Here is an 18,639-nt window from a genome sequence, read left to right as displayed (position 1 = left end):
GGAATATAAAAATCCATCCGCTCAAGCGGATGGATTTGACATTCAGTGATTATGCATGTTGTTGTTCCAAATATTCATGACCATTAGTCAATAAATCCAATTTTCCTGTTTCAGGATGGATGACCAATCCATGTACCGGCGTATTTTTTGGGAAAAGCGGATGGTTACGGATGATGTCCACGCTGTTCAACACATTCTTTTCAACATCACCAAATCCCCGTAACCATTCAACCAAATCGATTCCTGAATACTTGATCGATTTGATGATTTCCTGACTTACCCCTTTTTCAAGCATATGCCCAATCATGCGATGAGGGTCGACTTTGCTCATGCCGCAATCATGGTGGCCGATTACATATACTTCATCCGCTTGCAGTTCATAAACCGCCACCAAAATGCTTCTCATGATTCCCCCAAAAGGATGGGCAACCATGGCACCGCCGCTTTTTATGATTTTGGCGTCGCCATTTCGCAAATTCATGGCCTTTGGCAATAATTCAATTAAACGTGTATCCATGCATGTAAGGATCACGATTTTTTTATTTGGAAATTTATCAGTGATATAAGGTTCATATAATTTATTTTCAACAAACTCTTTGTTATAATGCAAAATTTCATTCAAAGATGCCATTCCAGATCCCCTTTCTTATGTAAGTCCGATTATAGCAATATAAAGGGCCAAGACAACAGAATTATTAGAATATTAATAAATATAGGGAAAAAACATAAAAAAAACCGACAAAAACAGCTTGCCCTGTTTTGTCGGTTTTTAATTCAAACTATCAGTTAGTTTTTTGGATCTACTTTAACTGATTCTGCGGAATTTAAGCCTTTACGCAAATAATGAATGAACATTGCGATTGAAATCACAAGAAGTCCAAGCATGCCAGTTACAGTTGTTAAGAATAAGCCCATTATTAGACCCCTTTCTAATAAAGCAATAATGTTTACTATGATTATACTATAAATATATGGGGATTTTAAAGGTTTTACGAGAAAAATAACTTCAGTAATTCAAGGAAACGGAACCTGAAATTATGCCGGCCAGGAAAAATCTGATGGGCAAGTATAAAAATTGATATAAGGGCACCCTTATTTTTCAGGTTTTGATGAATAAACGGAAAAACGGTTCAGCCGGGTTTCAATCAAAAAAATATTATAGCCATCAAGCAAAAAGGTACTTTAAAAAATAATGGAAAATGACGAAATATAAAGTAGTGGAAGATTTGGAGGTACAGTTATGGACATATCTACAGTATTGGGTATAATTCTTGGAGTTGTTGCAATATTCGTCGGGATGGTATTAAAAGGCGCTTCTTTAAGCATCTTACTTAACCCGGCGGCGATATTGATCATTATCGTTGGTACGATCTCATCTGTTGTGATCGGATTCCCGATGAGGGAATTAAAAAGGATACCAAAATTGTTGAAAGTCATTTTTACTGAACAAAAAATGGTGAGTGATGTGGAAATCATTCAAATGTTTTCCAAATGGGCAGACTTGGCACGTCGGGAAGGGCTGCTGGCATTGGAAAGCGAAGCGCAGGAAATAGAAGATCCTTTCTTAAGAAATGGCTTGACGCTTGCAATCGATGGCCAAAGTGCAGATTACATACGTGATGTATTAAACGAAGAAGTGGAAGCGATGGAAGAGCGCCATGAGAGTGGTGCCCAAATTTTTTCTCAAGCGGGTACATATGCGCCGACCCTTGGGGTGCTTGGTGCGGTTGTCGGTCTGATTGCGGCTTTGGGCGATATGGAAGATATCGACACTCTGGGTTACGCGGTTTCATCCGCCTTCGTTGCCACTTTGCTCGGTATTTTCACCGGATATGTGTTATGGCATCCATTTGCCAATAAATTAAGACGCAAATCCGCTTTCGAAGCGAGACAAAAACGGTTGATGATTGAAGGTGTTTTATCTGTATTGGAAGGTGAGGCTCCGCGCATTATTGAACAGAAATTGGCTTCGTATTTGACAAATGAAGAGCGTAAACAATTCTATGAAAGCGGGGCTGGTGGCCTTGAAAAAGAAAAATAGTAAAAAAAACAAAGCGTCAAAAATCAATGAATCTTGGCTCTTGCCATATTCGGACTTGATGACGCTGTTATTGGCCTTGTTCATCGTTTTGTTCGCTTCCAGCAGTGTCGATCAAAGCAAATTTAATAAAATGTCACAAGTGTTTAATGAAATTTTCAACGGCGGCATTGGATTTATGCAAAACAGCTCTGTCATAGACAATCCGACGGCTGTCATCGATGGCATGACCGAAGAACAAAGAGCCTATTTCAGGGACCAGGCTCAGCTGAAACAGATTCAGAAAGACATTGATAATTTCATCGCGGTGAATGAATTGGAAGACACTTTTTCAACGAAAATGACGGATGAAGGCTTGCTTCTCACAATCCGCGACAGCATTTTATTCGATTCAGGGAAAGCGGAGGTCAAGCCTGAAAACGTTCCTATCGCACAGGAACTTGCGGGTATATTAAAATTTGATCCGCCGCGGTATATAGTTGTTACAGGGCATACCGATAATGTTCCTCAAAACACTCCGGAATTCAGGTCAAACTGGGAGCTTTCGGTGATGCGCGCGGTCAACTTCCTGAAATTGATCATTGATTCCAATCCGGATTTGGATCCCAAATATTTCAGTGCAAAGGGATATGGCGAATACAATCCCATTGCATCGAATGATACACCGGAAGGAAGAGCGAAAAACCGCCGGGTCGAAGTGTTGATCCAGCAACTTGTTGATGAAGATGCAACCGCTACGGAATCAAACAAAAACAATGAGAATAAAAAATAAAAAGAGGAGCGTTTCATGATGAGACGCTCCTCTTTCATAATCCCTGTTTTTATGTGAAATTAAAAAAATCATTTGCGATATCATTGAATAATGATTTATAAAATGGGAAAAAGTATGCGGTAGTTATCCAATTGCATGAAAAATCTATTTGCGAAGTGAACCCAATTCGGAAACGATGGCCTGCATTTCGCTCGGGCTGAAGGTATCACGTTTCATAACCATTTCATATAAATCATATAAGTCTTCATAGTTGGCTTCTGTGAAGTCTTCTGAACGCAAAGCTTCAGAATTGACCATCTTCAACTTTTCTTTGATTTTTTCTACGATATACGCCACATTCTCTTTGGAAGGCGTTGTCAAATTCATTCTACTTAATCCACCTTTCATTAAGCTTTGTATCATCATTTCATGTCATTCTATTGTTGTCAAGTTTTTATCATGTATTCGCCCTTACTTTCAAAAGGTTAAAAGTTCTTATAGAATATGATTAGAAAATCTTTACAAGATTCGACAGGAGGAGAAGGGTCATGAGCGGAAATAAATTGTGCAAAGGTATCGTGATTGGAGCTTTGGTGGGAGCGGCAGTGAGCATGTTTGATGACGAAACGAGAGAACAGACGATCGCAAAGGTGAAAAAAGCCAAAAATACCGTCGTTTACTATGCGAAAAATCGTGATGAACTCCAGCGGCTTGTTCGGGAAAAAATTGATACAATGCAAAAGCTGTATGAAGATACGAAAGACAATGTGAATTTTATTATGGAAAAACTGGATGAAGTCAAAGAAATTCCAGGGGCTGTCCAAGAGATTGTCGAAGATACGAAGGAAGCTTTTTCTTCCAAAGAAGAAAGTCAAAGTTAAAGAGTGACGGATGAAGGGAAGTGAGCTGGCGCTTGAATAAACCGAAAATTTTGCAATCCAAGTGGGTCTTGTGGTTTCAATCCTTCATTAATCCAGTGGAATCGGAAATAAAAATAACCACATTCAAAGGATTTGTCCAAGAACTGATTGTTCGGATGAAGAAAGTGGACGTTTCCGGAAAAGGCGCGCAACTGGCTTACTTCTTTTTATTGTCCTTTTTCCCGCTTCTATTGGTGGTTGTATCTTTATTGCCGTTTTTTAACATTAATCAGGAACATGTCTTCCGTTTCCTCCAAACCATTGTGCCGACGGAAGTGTTTTTGCTGACCCAAGGTACGGTTGTGGAAGTCTTGACCACTTATGACGGCGGCGGGGCTCTATCCCTCGGGATTGTTGGTACGATTTGGGCTGCTTCAAGGGGAATGAATGCCATATTAAAAACAATAAACGAAGCTTATGAAACGGAACCGAAGATGGGCATCATCAATCGGGGCTGGTCATTGGTTTTTACGGTGTCCCTTATTTTAATCTTGCTGCTTGCTTTGGCTGTCCCGATTTTTGGCCAGAAATTCGTTTATCAATTGTTCGAATTTTTGGGGGTTGGGGCATCGTTCTATGTTTTCTGGAATTATGTTCAATGGACTTTGCCACCGCTTCTTATTTTTGGTGTATTGTTTTTTTTGTATTGGGTGATTCCATATACGGAACCTAAGGTGCCTCTATTTACCGTGTTGCCTGGAACGTTTTTTGCTTCGGTTTCCTGGGTTGTGTTGATTTACGGGTTTTCTTTCTATATAAAAAATTTCGGGAATTTCACATCTACATATGGAAGCATCGCAAGTGTCATTATTTTAATGCTATGGTTGTACTTTACCGGCATGATATTAATTTTTGGCGGATTGTTGAACGCAACCATGTATAAAAGATATTTGGCTAAGAAAATGAAAAAGTAGGTTTATAAAGTTAAAATAAAAAAACGGTTTAAGCGCGTTTGATGGCTTAAACCGTTTTCTCTTTATTTGATGGTTTTGAGCATTCTTAAACCGTTCAGGATGACCAGGATGGTGCTGCCTTCGTGGCCTACCACACCAAGAGGCAGATCGACTATTTGCAAAAAGTTTGAAATGATCAGTAAAGCGATGACGGATGTAGAGAAGATGACATTTTGTTTGACGATCCGCTGCATTTTTCTTCCGAGTTTAACGGCATATGCAATTTTTGATAAATTGTTTTTCATCAAAACGATATCCGCCGTTTCCAATGCGACATCCGTGCCGCCGCCCATGGCAATGCCGACCGTTGATTTTGCAAGGGCTGGGGCATCATTGATTCCGTCGCCGACCATTCCGACATATTGGTATTGTGCCAAGGCATTGCCGATAAATTCTGTTTTTGTCACCGGCGAACATTTTGCGATATATTGATTGACACCGGCTTCCCTTGCAATCACTTTCGCCGTTTTTTCATGGTCCCCCGTCAGCATGGCGATATGAATGCCAAGCTCTTTCAATGTTTGGACCGCTTCCTTCGCCTCATTACGTATCGTATCTTTCAAGGCAACCAAAGCGGCGATTCCTTGTTCATCCTTCATAAAGACTACGGTTTTTCCTTCATCTGAAAGGTGGGCAGCCTTGCAATCCGCAAATTGTTTCGCCTCTTCAACGCCAACAAAATCAGCGTTGCCGATGATATATGATTTCCCATTGATGACCGCTTTTAACCCGCATCCAGGAACGTCTTTAATATCAATGCCGGAAAGGATTTCGATTTGCTGTTCTTTGGCATGTTGAACGATGGATTGGGCAAGCGGATGGTTGGATTGAGCTTCGATGGATGCCATGATTTTCAGTGTTTCTTTTTCATCCAAACCATTTCGGACAATCACATCTGTAACGACTGGAGCGCCTTCTGTCAATGTTCCGGTTTTATCAACGGCAAGTAATCGGAGCACGCTCATATTTTCGAGATGGACTCCGCCTTTGAACAAAATGCCGTGCCGTGCCCCGTTTGAAATGGCCGATAATGTGGCAGGCATGATCGATGCAACAAGGGCACAAGGCGAGGCGACGACGAGCAGAACGATGGCTCTGTAAATGGTTGTGTTCCAATCCCAGCCAAGCAAAAAGTGCGGGAGAAACATCATGAGTCCTACAGCGATGAGCACCCCTTTGACATAGCGGCCTTCAAACTTTTCAATGAATTGCTGGGAAGGGGATTTTTCGCTTTGGGCTGATTGTACAAGCTCAATGATTTTTTGGAACAGTGTTTCGGAATTCGGTTTTGTCATGTGAATGGTGATGGTTCCATTTAAATTGATTGTTCCGGCAAAAACCTCGTCCCCGACATTTTTTGAAACAGGAATCGCTTCTCCGGTTATGGCGGATTCGTCAATGGATGAAGAACCTTTCAAAATTTTTCCGTCCACAGGAATCCGTTCCCCCGGTTTGACGAGAAGATGATCCCCCACCTGCAAAGAAGAAACCGGAACTTTCATTGGTTCAAAATCTCCCCGAACAAGCCATGCTTCTTCCGGCTGCAAATTCATTAAAGCGGAAATTTCACGATGACTCCGGTTCATTGCATAAGTTTCAAGGGCACCGCTCAAGGAAAAAATGAAGATCAGTATGGCACCCTCTGTCCAGTAGCCGATCATCATTGAACCGATGGCTGCCAAAATCATCAATATCTCCACATTCAAAGTTTTGTTTTCTATTGTGTCAATGATTCCTTCCTTCGCTTTTGCGTAACCGCCAATAACAAAAGCGGTTATATATGAAAATACTGACGCTGTTGATAAACCTTCTTTTTCTAATTTCCATGCTACTAATATGATGATTCCGCTTATAATAGCTGCGATTAGTTCCTGATGTTGTTTCAAATTCTCAATTAGTGAGAACTTTTCTCGATTATTGTTATCCATACAATCCTCCTTGTGATAATGACTATCAGTTTCAAAACTTTATTTTTAAAGGGAATGAGAATCGATATCATTTATTTAAAATTAATTTTAATTTATAATTATTCTAATTTAATTCGGTTTTTTTGTAAAGAAGTAAACACCAAAAAGTATAGAAAATTTAAAATATATTAATCTTACTTGACTTATAGGAATAAAGATGTATTATAAAGTTTGTTCAGAAAAAAGGAGGTTATATGATGGGAATAATCATAAATATGGCGATTTTAATAGGCTTGTTGGCTTTTTTATATTTTCTAAAGAAAAAACATGTGAAATTTTCGAACAGGGTGTTCATAGCGCTCGCCATTGGGATCGTATTTGGCGTTGTTTTGCAATGGATTTATGGATATGGTTCCGAAACGATCGCAAAAACGATGCCATGGTTTAATATCATCGGAAATGGTTATGTAAAATTATTGCAAATGGTTGCTATGCCTTTAGTATTTATTTCCATTTTGGCGGCATTTACGAAAGTGACAATCGGAAAAAATTTAGGGAAAATTGCAAGCATTATTTTGGCGGTACTGATTGGTACAACGGCCATTGCCGCATCCTTTGGCATTTTGTCAACGGCCATTTTTGACTTGGATGCATCACAAATCGTGCAAGGGGAATCTGAAGCGGCACGCGGGGAGGAAATTGTGCAAAAAGCTGAATCGGTTAAAACTTTGCCGGAGCATATTTTGGAAATGTTCCCTGCCAATCCATTCCTTGATATGACAGGTGCCCGTTCCACTTCAACAATTGCGGTTGTCATTTTTGCGGCCTTTTTAGGGTTTGCCTATTTACAACTTCGACGAAAAGATGAGGAAACAGCAAACACAGTGAAAAAAGGCGTCGATGCCATCTATGGCCTCACAATGGGAGTTGTGCGCATCGTGTTGCAACTGACTCCATACGGGGTATTGGCGATTATGGCACGTACGGTTGCTACAAGCGACTTCGGGGCGATTGCCGATTTGGGCAAATTTGTCATTGCTTCTTATGCGGCGTTGATTTCCATGTTTATCGTCCATTTAATTATTGTTTCATTGACAGGTCTAAATCCGGTTTTATATGTAAAAAAAGTGGCGGAAACTTTATTATTTGCCTTTTCTTCCCGCTCAAGTGCAGCGACATTGCCGTTAAATCTTCAAACGCAAACAAAACGTTTGGGTGTTCCTGAAGGGATTGCCAACTTTGCAGGTTCTTTTGGTTTATCCATTGGCCAAAATGGTTGTGCCGGTGTATATCCGGCTATGTTGGCAGTGATGATCGCGCCGACTGTGGGAATTGATCCGTTCACACCTGGGTTTATTGCAATGCTGATTTTGATCGTTGCGATCAGTTCATTTGGTGTTGCCGGTGTTGGCGGTGGTGCAACGTTTGCGGCAATCATTGTCTTATCTGCGATGGATTTGCCGATCGCTCTTGCGGGTATTTTGATTTCCGTGGAACCGTTGATTGATATGGGGCGCACTGCGCTGAACGTAAGTGGTTCCATGGTGTCCGGTATTGTATCAAGCCGTATCACAAAAGAACTGGATACAGAAATTTATAATGACACGTCAGAAAAGACATCTTTGGTTTAACCATTAAATAGTACTCAAATTCGCTAAAGGAAAATGGGCATTCATCACAAGTGAATGTCCATTTTTTAATAAAAAAGCTGTTCAAAGAATCAAATGTCCATCTGATTCTTTGAACAGCAAAACTTAGTTCATTACGATTGGATTAGAATACTCTTTCCGCATATTGAGCCAATTTTTCAAGGGAAGATTTTTCAACATCTGCGTGTAAAGAGTTTCCATGGGAATCCATTGTGACAACCGCTGTAAAGTCTTCCACAGTCAAGTGCCACATTGCTTCAGGAATACCGAATTCAAGGAAGTCCACACCGTCTACGCTCTTAATGCAATCCGCATAATATTGGGCAGCTCCACCAATCGCGTTCAAGTAAACGCCGCCGTGTTCTTGCAACGCTTTCAACGTTTTTGCACCCATACCGCCTTTACCGATAACTGCGCGGATGCCGAATTTTTTCATGATGTCGCCTTGGTAAGGCTCCTCACGGATGGAAGTTGTAGGACCAGCCGCTTTTACTGTCCAGTTTCCATTTTCGTCTTTTGCCATTACCGGACCGCAGTGGTAAATAATTTGTCCATTTAAATCAACAGGTGCATCGTGTGTCATTAAGTGATGGTGGATTGCGTCGCGGCCTGTGTACATGCGTCCGCTGATTTTTACAACGTCACCCACTTTTAATTCACGAATTTGTTCTTCTGTGATAGGCGCTCTTAATTCAATTACGCGGCTTTCGGATTTTGTTTCAGTTTTTTCTTCTTCATCGCGGAATGTGATTTTTTCGCCATCTTGGTAGTGCCAATTTGTGATTTCGCCTGTATTGGCATCAATGTCAACCGCCATGCGACGGAATGCCCAACAGTTATACGCGATGGATACAAAGAATGAAGCCGGGATACGGTGCATAACGCCAATTTTACAACCCAATAATGTTGTTTCACCGCCGAATCCCATTGTTCCGACACCGAGTGTGTTTGCTTTTTCTACAATATATTCTTCCAATTTGGCAAGTTCAGGAATTGGGTTTGTATCTTCCAAATGACGGAATAATTGTTCTTTGGCAAGATCGTAACTGCTGGAGCGGTCTCCACCGATACCAACACCGATAAATCCTGCTGAACAGCCTTGTCCTTGTGCTTTCCATACTGCATGAAGGATACATTTGCGGATTCCGTCAAGGTCACGACCGGCACGGCCAAGTCCTTCCAATTCGCAAGGCAAGCTGTATTGGGCGTTTTTGTTTTCACAGCCGCCGCCTTTTAAGATGAGTTTCACTTCAATGTAATCTTTTTCCCATTGTTCGAATTTGATCACAGGAACGCCTTCACCAAGATTGTCGCCACTGTTTTTGCCGGTTAATGAATCAACAGAGTTTGGACGGAGTTTCGCATCTTCTGTCGCTTTTTTAACCGCATTGCGGATGGCTTCTTTGATTTCTAATTGGTTTGCGCCAATAGGAGTTTTTACTTTAAATGTTGGAAGTCCTGTGTCTTGGCAAATTGGTGATACATTGTCTTCCGCCATTACGATATTTCTTGTGATGGTTGCCAAACTCATGGCAGCCCGAGTGCCTGCATTTTCAGCTTCTTTTGCTCTTTTGATGGCACGGCGAACATCTTTTGGCAAGTTTGTAGATGTTTCGCAAATCAAATCATAAAGGCTTTTCTCCAACGTTTGCAAATATGTAGTTGCGACTGACATATTATTTTCCCCCCAAAAAAAATTCAATTCTAGAATATTATACATTTTTAAAATTATTATTAAAAGTCTGTTATATAAAAGTAAATGGCAGATTACAATTATAATAGAAAATTTTTTTGAACTGATAAATTATTTCAATTACGCTAACAAAAAAATGTAGTTGACAACTATGAATAATATGTTTTAATTTTCGATAAATGATAAAAAAAGAATGATTAGTAAATTTTCCATTGCTTTTGCAAGGGCAGGGACTTCCGAGAATGGGATGACTTCACCGCCAAAGGCACGTATGACTTTCGTCCGTTCAATGCTGACATTGTCCTGGATGTAGACGCGGAATTTATAACCTTTGGCAGCTGCAATGGCAGCAACGCCGATGCCGGTATTTCCGCTCGTTGTTTCCACAATGGTATCGCCCTTTTTTAACAAACCCTTTGCTTCTGCATCTTCAATCATGGATTTGGCAATGCGATCTTTTACACTGTTGACAGGGTTAAAATATTCTAGTTTTACGATGAGTTCCGCTTCCAATTGGTTTTGTTTTTCATAATTGACAAGTTGCAATAATGGGGTCCGACCGACCAACTCGGTAATGGACTTTTTAATTTTATTTGTAACTGCCTGACTCATCTAATCTCCTCCAATCCAAATCATTTTATAACCTACTATTACAATTGGGATTATTGGAATGTTAACATGCGAAATTGAGCATTGACAATATGTTGCCGGTAAAATCATCAATAGAAATATTTAATTAACGAAAAAAAATAATTTATTAAATAAACGGGGGATATGCAGGGGAAGAGAGGGGAAGGGGGGACATGTAATCTTGAAATAAAAAGAGGAAATTAAATCCGCACATACAAAAAAATCAGTGAAGGAAAACCCTTCACTGATTATGTAAACAACCTTTATTCTTCTTCATACCGATGTTTAAACTGCTCCAATTTCTCTTCAATATCGTCTATCATTTGGATGAGGCGATCAATGTCTTCAAGATCGGCAGTTTCTTCATCAATCGCTTCCAAAACTTCAAGGAAAATCTCCAGGCGTTCTTTCAAATATTGCACCTGCTTATTTTTGTCATAAATCGCTTTCACATTTCCACCTCTTTCATCTAGGTCATCATAACGGAAAATCGCCAAATATGCAATCATGTAAAAAAGTATTTTTCTGTAAAAGTATAGGCATTTCATACCGATTTTATTTTCGATTATTCAGAATATTTACAATAATGAATCTTTGTGATATATTAATCTTAACTTAATCGCAAAGGAGTTGGTCGAAAAGTAAACGCTCACTCTATTGCAAAGGAGGGAGTCTAAACAATCTTTCGGCCCGGCTTGTAGCCGAAACTGTTTATGCAACGATAATGGTGGTTAGTAAGCGGTAAACCCCGGTGAGGTGCATCTTTTTGGATGCACAGGTCACCGGGGTTTTAAAGTTTCATAGATTTTTCTATAAAAAAGCGCCAATCGGAAACCGGTCCGAATTGGCGCTTTGACTGTTTAAGATAAGCGATTGCGATAATCTTCGTATTTAAATTGTCTTACGACTTTAATTCCTTCTTCATCGTTGTATAAACAGATGCTTGGCAAGTTGACACCGTTGAACATATGGTTTTTCACCATTGTGTAATGGGCCATGTCTGTAAATACAATTTTGTCCCCAGGTTTTAGCGGTTCATCGAAAGAATAGTCGCCGATCACATCTCCAGCAAGGCATGTCATTCCACCGAGACGGTATGTGTAAGGTTTATCATTAGGGGTACTTGCCCCGATAATTTGCGGACGATAAGGCATCTCAAGTACATCCGGCATATGACATGTGGCGGATGTGTCGAGAATGGCGATCTCCATCCCGTTTTTGACAATATCCAGCACGGTTGCCACAAGGTAGCCTGTATTGAGAGCAATGGCTTCACCTGGTTCGAGAATGACTTGGACATCATATTTATTTTTAATATAGTTGATGAGATCGACCAGTTTGTCGATGTCATAATCCGGGCGGGTAATATGATGTCCGCCGCCGAAGTTGACCCATTTCATTTGATGCAAGTACTTGCCATACTTTTCTTCAAAATGAGGAAGGATCCGTTCAAGCACGTCGGAATTTTGTTCACACATCGCATGGAAGTGAAGACCCTCAACGCCGTCCAATTCATCCGGACGGAATTGATCGAAAGGAATTCCTAAACGGGAATTCAATGCACAAGGGTCATAAAGTGCCGTTTCCACTTCGGAATAACCAGGGTTCACTCTCAAACCGATGGAAACGTGCTTGTCCAGTTGTTGAATCTTTTGTTTATATTTATTTAATTGATTGAAAGAGTTGAATACGATATGGTCGATATATTTCAAATATTCATCGATTTCATGTTCAGCGTAGGCTGGTGAGTAGGCATGCACTTCTTTTCCAAATTCCTCGTATCCTAAGCGGGCTTCAAAAAGGGAACTTGCCGTAACCCCCTTCAAATATTTGCTCACTAAAGGAAATGTGGAAAACATGGAAAAACCTTTTAGCGCAAGCAATATATCGCAGCCTGTACGCTGTTGGACGGAATCCAATATCTCCAGATTCCGTTTTAGTAAGCGTTCATCGACAATATAACTTGGGGATGGTGCACTTTTCCAGTCAATCGCTTTCATTATTTTACCTCACGTTTTTCCAAATCTAATTCAAGCAATTCTGGATTGAAGCTTTCTTTCCATGGAAGTCCCCATTTATTTAATTCTTCCATGAATGGATCTGGATCGAATTCTTCTACGTTCCAAACACCCGGTTTTTTCCAAAGCCCTTTGATGACAAGGCTTGCACCAATCATGGCCGGTACGCCAGTTGTATAAGAAATCGCTTGGCTGCCCACTTCGCGATAGCATTCTTGATGGTCACATACATTATATAAATAGTATGTTTTTTCTTTACCGTCTTTTACGCCACGGAAAATACAACCGATATTTGTTTTCCCTTTTGTACGAGGTCCAAGGGATGCCGGATCAGGAAGAACCGCTTTCAAGAATTGAAGAGGCTGGATCATTTTGCCTTCAAATTCAATCGGTTCAATTGATGTCATTCCGACATTTTCGAGTACCCGTAAGTGTGTTAAGTATTTTTCAGAGAATGTCATCCAGAAGCGGATTTGTTTAAGCCCTTTCACGTTTTTCGCCAAAGATTCCAATTCTTCATGGTAAAGAAGGTAAATATCTTTTGGACCTACTTCTGGGAAGTCGTAAACTTGTTTGTATTCCAAAGGTTTTGTTTCAACCCATTTTCCTTCTTTCCAATAGCGGCCATTTGACGTGATTTCTCGGATGTTGATTTCCGGGTTGAAGTTTGTTGCGAATGGTAGGCCATGGTCGCCGCCATTGCAGTCCAAAATGTCGATGTAATGAATTTCATCGAAATGATGTTTTAATGCGTAAGCTGTGAATACTCCAGTTACACCTGGGTCGAATCCGCAGCCTAATACTGCAGTAAGACCTGCTTTTTCAAATTTTTCTTTATAAGCCCATTGCCATTTATATTCAAATTTAGCTGTTTCAGGCGGTTCATAGTTGGCAGTATCCAAGTAATGAACACCTGTAGCTAAACAAGCTTCCATAATACTCAAATCTTGATATGGTAATGCTACGTTGATCACCACATCCGGTTTAAAACCATTGATTAATTCGACGAGTTCGTCCACATTGTCCGCATCTACTTGAGCAGTGTGGATAATTGTTTTGCCACCGTCGAGTTTCTCTTTCAATGCATCACATTTCGACTTTGTTCGACTGGCAATCATAATTTCCTCGAACACGTCTGAATTTTGTACACATTTGTGTACCACAACACTAGCTACACCGCCAGCACCAATAATCAATGCTTTACCCAATTCATTATGACCCCCTTAGGAAAAATAATAGTATTAAGCAATGCAATAGATTATACATAATTATTTCTTAAGTAGCAATTGTTTTTAAAATGAAAATAAAAAAATTTGCAATAATGTAACATTGCCGGATTCGATGTTTACTTTTACCAATCGGTATTCTCTTATAAGTATCTATTTTTCTTGTATATTCAACAATTTTCTCTTATTAGGACGTAATGGATATTCTTGCATTCTTTTTATTTGCAATAAAATTCCCATCAATAACGGATTTTTGTTCTACACAAAATAGAACAGATTTGTTATAATAAGTGTAGAACAGATTGGGGTGAGGAAATGATAATCCGAATTGAGCCGGAATCAGAAATTCCTATCTATATTCAACTGACAAACCAGATTATCGAAGGAATAGCAAAGGGTGAATTAAAACCGGGAGAATCCCTGCCTTCCGTCCGCACCTTTGCAGCGGACTTAGGTGTGAATATGCACACGGTCAATAAAAGTTATCATGAATTGGAAAAAAAGGGGATCATCGAAATTGTTCCCAAGTCAGGTGCCGTCATCAAAAGTCATCCCCGTGTGGATCAAAACACTTATGACAGGCTTTATGAGAGCTTGAAGCCTCAAATCGCGGAAGGCCTTGTATTGGGATTGACCGGCGAAGAATTGGTGGAACTGGTTGGGAAAATTATTGGCGAGATGAAAAAAAGTCCTTAAAAGGAGGAATATAATGGCTTTATTTATAGCGGTTTTCGTACTTTTATTTTTAGCGGTCATTCAAGCGGCAGTGCCTTATTTTGTAAAAAGAACGGTTGTTTTTGGCGTGTCGATACCGGAGCAATCAGTTCGGGATGATCGGGTACGTTCCTATAAAAAACAATATTTAGCATGGGCCAGTACGGTATCTTTTTTGATGATTTTGATTTTCTGTATATGGGTGGCAGTGAAAAAGCCCTCTGATGAATTGATCATACTCATTAGCACAGCCATCGAGTTTGGCATCATTTTTGTAAGCCTTGCATTGTACTATTATTTCCGTGAAAAGATGAAGCAATATAAAAGCGGATTGCAATGGACAAACGAATTGAAGCAGGTGGCGGTTGCCGATTTATCTGTCCGGTCCGAAGATTATTTGCCTCCTTGGTATATTTATCTGTTTCCGATGATCATTACCGTGGGATTGATAGGGTATACGGTTTATCAGTATGACTTGCTGCCGGATCAAATCCCTACCCACTGGGGTCCAAGCGGGGAACCGGATGCCTTTACTGAAAAGACGCCTTTTACCGCAGTTCAAATGCTTCTGATTTTGCTGTTGCTCCAATTGATGTTTTTGGGAATCCAATTGGGAGTGAAATATTCGGGAATCAAGCTGAGCGCTGCAAATCTGGGGGCATCGAAAAATCGCCAACTGACATTGCGAAAGTCGACGAGCTGGTTTACTTTTTATACAGTTTTATTAATCACCATGATGTTTTCGTTCCTCCAATTGACGACCATTCATCCGGAACTGTTTAACGATTCATTGTTGAAAATCCTTCTTCCCTTTGGCACATTCATTTTGATATTGGCAGGAACAGTCTATCTTTTTGTGAAAGTCGGACGTTCCGATAAATCATCATCTGAATTGGAAGAAGAAAAGGAAATAATGGATGTGAATGATGACCGGTATTGGAAAGCGGGATTGTTTTATTTTAATAAAAATGACCCGTCGATTTTCGTAGAGAAACGGTTTGGCGTGGGGTGGACGATCAATTTTGCAAATCCGATCGGTTATATCATCCTCTTTGCTCCAATCATCCTCATTTTCCTGTTAACGTTTCTTCTCAACTAATAAGAAATCACCTTGTGTTGTAAATGACATGACAGCCATCCCATACACTGGGGGATGGCTGTTTTTTTGCCGACAAAACGGTATCAAATGATAATCACTAAAACATCAATTTTACATAAACTACTTTGGAACGAACGAATGTCTGAGGGTGAAAACGATTGATTCAAAAACTTAGAAGTATAGAGTTTCAATATCGGTTATCCCGTATTTCGCATGCCGAGAAGCAAAGGATATTAAAACGTAACGGGAAAAACGGGGAACTTCATATCGTTTATGTGATGACCCATGTCGGCGTTTCGGGCGGGGTGAAAGTCATCTTTGAACACGCGAACAGACTTCGGCAACTTGGAGCGAAAGTCACCATTGTTACCCATTATATAAAGCCGGAATGGTTTCCAATCGAAGCGGATTATATTCAAGTCCCCTTTGGATTGGAGTTGGCAAAAGGGATACCTGACTGTGATTTGATTGTAGCCACCTACTGGGATCACATCCAACCGTGCGTTGAAACCGGTATAGCGCCGGTTGTGTATTTTGAGCAAGGGGATTTTCATTTGTTTGATTATCAAAGCATGAACCAAACATTAAAGCAATTCATCGGGAAACAATTTGAATTGCCGCCGTTTATTTATACCGTTTCCCGGTCAGCGGCTGAGCTGATAAATAGTATTTATGGAAGAGAAGCAAAGGTTTTTCCGAACGCAATAGACGAATCCATCTTCACCGTTGAAGGGCCGAAAGAAATGGGAGAGCGCCCGTATATTTTGATGATGGGCGGCGAAAGCGCGTCTTTCAAAGGCATCACTTATATTGTTGATGCCTATGAAAAACTCAAAGACGAGTTTGGTCTTGATTTATATTGGATCACCCCGGAAGCTCCATCGGAAAAAATGAAAAAACGCGTTACGAAGTATTTTGTCAGTCCTTCCCAACAAACGATTGCTTCCTTATATCGGGGGGCAAGTGCATACGTCAGCGGCTCCACCTATGAAAGCTTTTCCCTGCCTCCCCTTGAAGCGATGGCCTGCGGTTGTCCGGTTGTGACTACGGATAACAAAGGGGTGCTGGAATATGCCGAGCATCAAGTCAACGCCTTGATTTGCCGCATGAAAGATTCGGAGGATATGGTGGATAAAATAAAAGAATTGCTTTCCAGTCCCGGTTTGAAGGAAAAGTTGATTGAAAACGGATTGGAAACGGCAAACCGATATAACTGGACGGCCATTATGGAAAAGATTTTGGACTTTTATCAAGAAGCCGCATCCTATCAAGTGCAGCCGAAGAATCATTTGAGCGACTGGGAAATTCAAATTTGCCAAGAGGATTGTTTGAATCATGAAGATTTCATTAGGTTCGAAAAGTTTCTGCTTTCCACGAATGCGGATCTGGTGAAAGTGCCGGTGATTTATCAAGCGGATAAAATTCCTGTCATCGCCCGTTGGGAAACGGCGGCTGTCCGCAGAGATTGCTGGGATGGAATGGTGGAAACCTGCTTCTGCCCCGTATATCCGTCCAATCAATTCCAACTGTATAACATGAAAGGCTATCAATCTTTTCTGTTGAAACAATTTGAGCAAGCTTTGGAGGAATTTACGGAATTGCAGAATAAAGGGGATGAAAAGGAACAGGCCGTTTTTGGAAGATGGGTCATCCTGACATTAATGAGATTGCAAAGAAAAGAAGAGGCCAAGAGGAGATTGAAAGAATTGATGGATCAACATCCGTACAATGCCGATTTATATAAGTTGAATCAATTGCTGGAAGGGCAGCAAAAAGATGCCTATCCAATCAACATATTGGGCGATGCCGCCAATTATCCTGAATTTTTCTATAAGGTCGATTCTGAGGGGATAAAAGGGGTGAACAGATGATCAGTGTCATTATGTCAGTTTACAATGCCGGGGATTATCTTAAAGATTCAATCAATAGCCTATTACAGCAGACGGAAAAGGATTTTGAATTGATCATTATCAATGATGGATCAACCGACAATAGTGAAGAGGTCATCCTGTCATTCCATGATGAAAGGATCCGCTATATCAAGCATGAGGAAAACAAAGGGGTTGCCCATACCCGAAACGAAGGACTAAAACTTGCCAAAGGGGATTTTATTACATTCCACTATGCGGATGATTTGTCCCTTCCTCATCGTTTTGAGAGGTTATTGGCTGAATTTTGGTGTGAACACATCGGTTATGTCCATTCCGATATGCTGCTCATCAACGAGAATGATTCCCCTTTCAGCTATTGGCAGACAGGGAATATTTCACCGGATGATATTTACCCATTTTTCCTTAATGTAGGCACTCCTTTTAATAATGCCAGTATCCTGTTCAGAAAGGAAGCCGTGGAAAATCTTTATTATGATGAGAGCATCAAAGTCGGTTCCGATACGGATTTCGTATTAAAAGTGGCAAAAGGGGGATGGCGTTCTTCCCATGTCCCCGAACCGTTATATCTTTATAGAAGACATCAAATGAATTTGACGAAGAATAGAAGTTATGACGATTTGGCAAAACATATCCAGCTGAATATCAAAGAGGAAGATTTGAAAACTCTTAAGGAAGTGGGAGAAGATGTAGAAAACCGGTTGCTTGCGGCCAAATTGATTGCAGGCCTCGCTTTATCTAGAAGATGGATGACAAGAGAGGGGTATGCCCTTTTTTATGAGGCGATACCATTGGTGAAAACGGAAAGGGATCGCCGCTTTTTTGAAGGCATGAAGGGGCTCGTTGAAAAAAATTACGCCCATGCCGTCCATCATTTCCAACAAATAGAGAACCGGAACCATCTCGAGGAAAATTATCTGGGGGAAGCGCTGCTTCATATGAGGAAATACAAAGAAGCTTATGATCAATTTTTGAGGGCGTTGCAGCTGTCGCCAAATTACCATACCCCAGTGAAGAATTTGAAAGTGATCGGGATTTTGAGGGGGTATAATTTGATTGATAAACATGCGGATCCTTTCAGATAGGAATTTGTGAAAGGGAGCATAGCCAAAAGGCTGATTGAAAGCCGGTGCCACCGGACTTTCAATCAGC

17 protein-coding genes are annotated in these 18,639 nt (G+C 40.6%); 9 read left to right on the top strand and 8 right to left on the bottom strand.

Features of this window, described 5'->3' with window-relative positions:
* Positions 1–49 precede the first annotated feature (49 nt).
* Positions 50–631, bottom strand: a complete 582-nt coding sequence (locus NST13_RS08670; protein WP_342468519.1) for a carbonic anhydrase — start codon at positions 629–631, stop codon at positions 50–52.
* Between the two features lie 609 nt (positions 632–1,240).
* On the opposite strand from NST13_RS08670, the gene motA reads away from it, so the two are divergent.
* Together motA and motB are read left to right on the top strand one after the other, a co-directional pair.
* On the top strand, positions 1,241–2,041 hold the full coding sequence (gene motA / locus NST13_RS08665; protein WP_342468520.1) for a flagellar motor stator protein MotA: 801 nt from the start codon (positions 1,241–1,243) through the stop codon (positions 2,039–2,041).
* The gene (motB, locus tag NST13_RS08660; RefSeq protein ID WP_342468521.1) at positions 2,025–2,810 is read left to right on the top strand and encodes a flagellar motor protein MotB; all 786 of its coding nucleotides are present in this window, start codon (positions 2,025–2,027) and stop codon (positions 2,808–2,810) included. The genes motA and motB overlap by 17 nt, the downstream gene beginning before the upstream one ends.
* A gap of 144 nt (positions 2,811–2,954) precedes the next feature.
* On the opposite strand, the gene NST13_RS08655 is transcribed toward motB, so the two are convergent.
* Positions 2,955–3,176: a DUF1128 domain-containing protein gene (locus NST13_RS08655; protein WP_342471247.1), complete on the bottom strand. Its 222-nt coding sequence runs from the start codon at positions 3,174–3,176 to the stop codon at positions 2,955–2,957.
* Positions 3,177–3,337: 161 nt separating this feature from the next.
* Between NST13_RS08655 and NST13_RS08650 the strand changes: the two genes are divergently transcribed.
* Together NST13_RS08650 and NST13_RS08645 are read left to right on the top strand one after the other, a co-directional pair.
* Positions 3,338–3,670 carry a YtxH domain-containing protein gene (locus NST13_RS08650; RefSeq protein ID WP_342580406.1) on the top strand — a complete coding sequence of 111 codons (333 nt, stop codon included), beginning with the start codon at positions 3,338–3,340 and terminating at the stop codon, positions 3,668–3,670.
* A gap of 20 nt (positions 3,671–3,690) precedes the next feature.
* Positions 3,691–4,623 carry a YihY/virulence factor BrkB family protein gene (locus NST13_RS08645; RefSeq protein WP_342468523.1) on the top strand — a complete coding sequence of 311 codons (933 nt, stop codon included), beginning with the start codon at positions 3,691–3,693 and terminating at the stop codon, positions 4,621–4,623.
* Positions 4,624–4,685: 62 nt separating this feature from the next.
* Here NST13_RS08645 and NST13_RS08640 read toward each other — a convergent pair whose 3' ends face one another.
* Positions 4,686–6,590, bottom strand: coding sequence for a heavy metal translocating P-type ATPase (locus NST13_RS08640; protein WP_342580405.1), 1,905 nt, complete (start codon positions 6,588–6,590; stop codon positions 4,686–4,688).
* 236 nt (positions 6,591–6,826) lie between these two features.
* Here NST13_RS08640 and NST13_RS08635 point away from each other — a divergent pair, with 236 nt between their 5' ends.
* Entirely contained in the window at positions 6,827–8,200 is a 1,374-nt protein-coding gene (locus tag NST13_RS08635) for an L-cystine transporter (RefSeq protein WP_342468525.1), read from the top strand.
* 142 nt (positions 8,201–8,342) lie between these two features.
* Here NST13_RS08635 and NST13_RS08630 read toward each other — a convergent pair whose 3' ends face one another.
* The 5 genes from NST13_RS08630 to NST13_RS08610 form a co-directional block, all read right to left on the bottom strand.
* The gene (locus tag NST13_RS08630) at positions 8,343–9,893 is read right to left on the bottom strand and encodes a fumarate hydratase (RefSeq protein WP_342468526.1); all 1,551 of its coding nucleotides are present in this window, start codon (positions 9,891–9,893) and stop codon (positions 8,343–8,345) included.
* A gap of 183 nt (positions 9,894–10,076) precedes the next feature.
* The gene (locus NST13_RS08625; protein WP_342468527.1) at positions 10,077–10,523 is read right to left on the bottom strand and encodes a pyridoxal-phosphate dependent enzyme; all 447 of its coding nucleotides are present in this window, start codon (positions 10,521–10,523) and stop codon (positions 10,077–10,079) included.
* Between the two features lie 281 nt (positions 10,524–10,804).
* A complete protein-coding gene (locus NST13_RS08620; protein WP_141601829.1) occupies positions 10,805–10,993 on the bottom strand; it encodes an SE1561 family protein in 189 nt (62 codons plus the stop codon).
* Between the two features lie 408 nt (positions 10,994–11,401).
* Positions 11,402–12,541: a carboxynorspermidine decarboxylase gene (gene nspC, locus NST13_RS08615; RefSeq protein ID WP_342580404.1), complete on the bottom strand. Its 1,140-nt coding sequence runs from the start codon at positions 12,539–12,541 to the stop codon at positions 11,402–11,404.
* On the bottom strand, positions 12,541–13,767 hold the full coding sequence (locus NST13_RS08610; protein WP_342468529.1) for a saccharopine dehydrogenase family protein: 1,227 nt from the start codon (positions 13,765–13,767) through the stop codon (positions 12,541–12,543). The genes nspC and NST13_RS08610 overlap by 1 nt, the downstream gene beginning before the upstream one ends.
* A gap of 333 nt (positions 13,768–14,100) precedes the next feature.
* On the opposite strand from NST13_RS08610, the gene NST13_RS08605 reads away from it, so the two are divergent.
* From NST13_RS08605 to NST13_RS08590, 4 genes are all read left to right on the top strand, one after another.
* Entirely contained in the window at positions 14,101–14,481 is a 381-nt protein-coding gene (locus tag NST13_RS08605; RefSeq protein WP_342580403.1) for a GntR family transcriptional regulator, read from the top strand.
* Between the two features lie 13 nt (positions 14,482–14,494).
* Positions 14,495–15,598, top strand: a complete 1,104-nt coding sequence (locus NST13_RS08600) for a DUF5808 domain-containing protein (protein WP_342580402.1) — start codon at positions 14,495–14,497, stop codon at positions 15,596–15,598.
* 158 nt (positions 15,599–15,756) lie between these two features.
* Positions 15,757–17,469: a glycosyltransferase family 4 protein gene (locus tag NST13_RS08595; RefSeq protein ID WP_342580401.1), complete on the top strand. Its 1,713-nt coding sequence runs from the start codon at positions 15,757–15,759 to the stop codon at positions 17,467–17,469.
* Positions 17,466–18,572 (top strand): glycosyltransferase, encoded by a 1,107-nt coding sequence (locus NST13_RS08590; protein WP_342580400.1) that lies wholly within the window; start codon positions 17,466–17,468, stop codon positions 18,570–18,572. The genes NST13_RS08595 and NST13_RS08590 overlap by 4 nt, the downstream gene beginning before the upstream one ends.
* Positions 18,573–18,639 lie beyond the last annotated feature (67 nt).

The organism is Ureibacillus sp. FSL W7-1570, from assembly GCF_038593265.1.
In the GTDB taxonomy this organism is placed as follows: Bacteria; Bacillota; Bacilli; order Bacillales_A; family Planococcaceae; genus Ureibacillus; species Ureibacillus suwonensis.
This window is presented reverse-complemented; position numbering and strand designations above follow the sequence as displayed.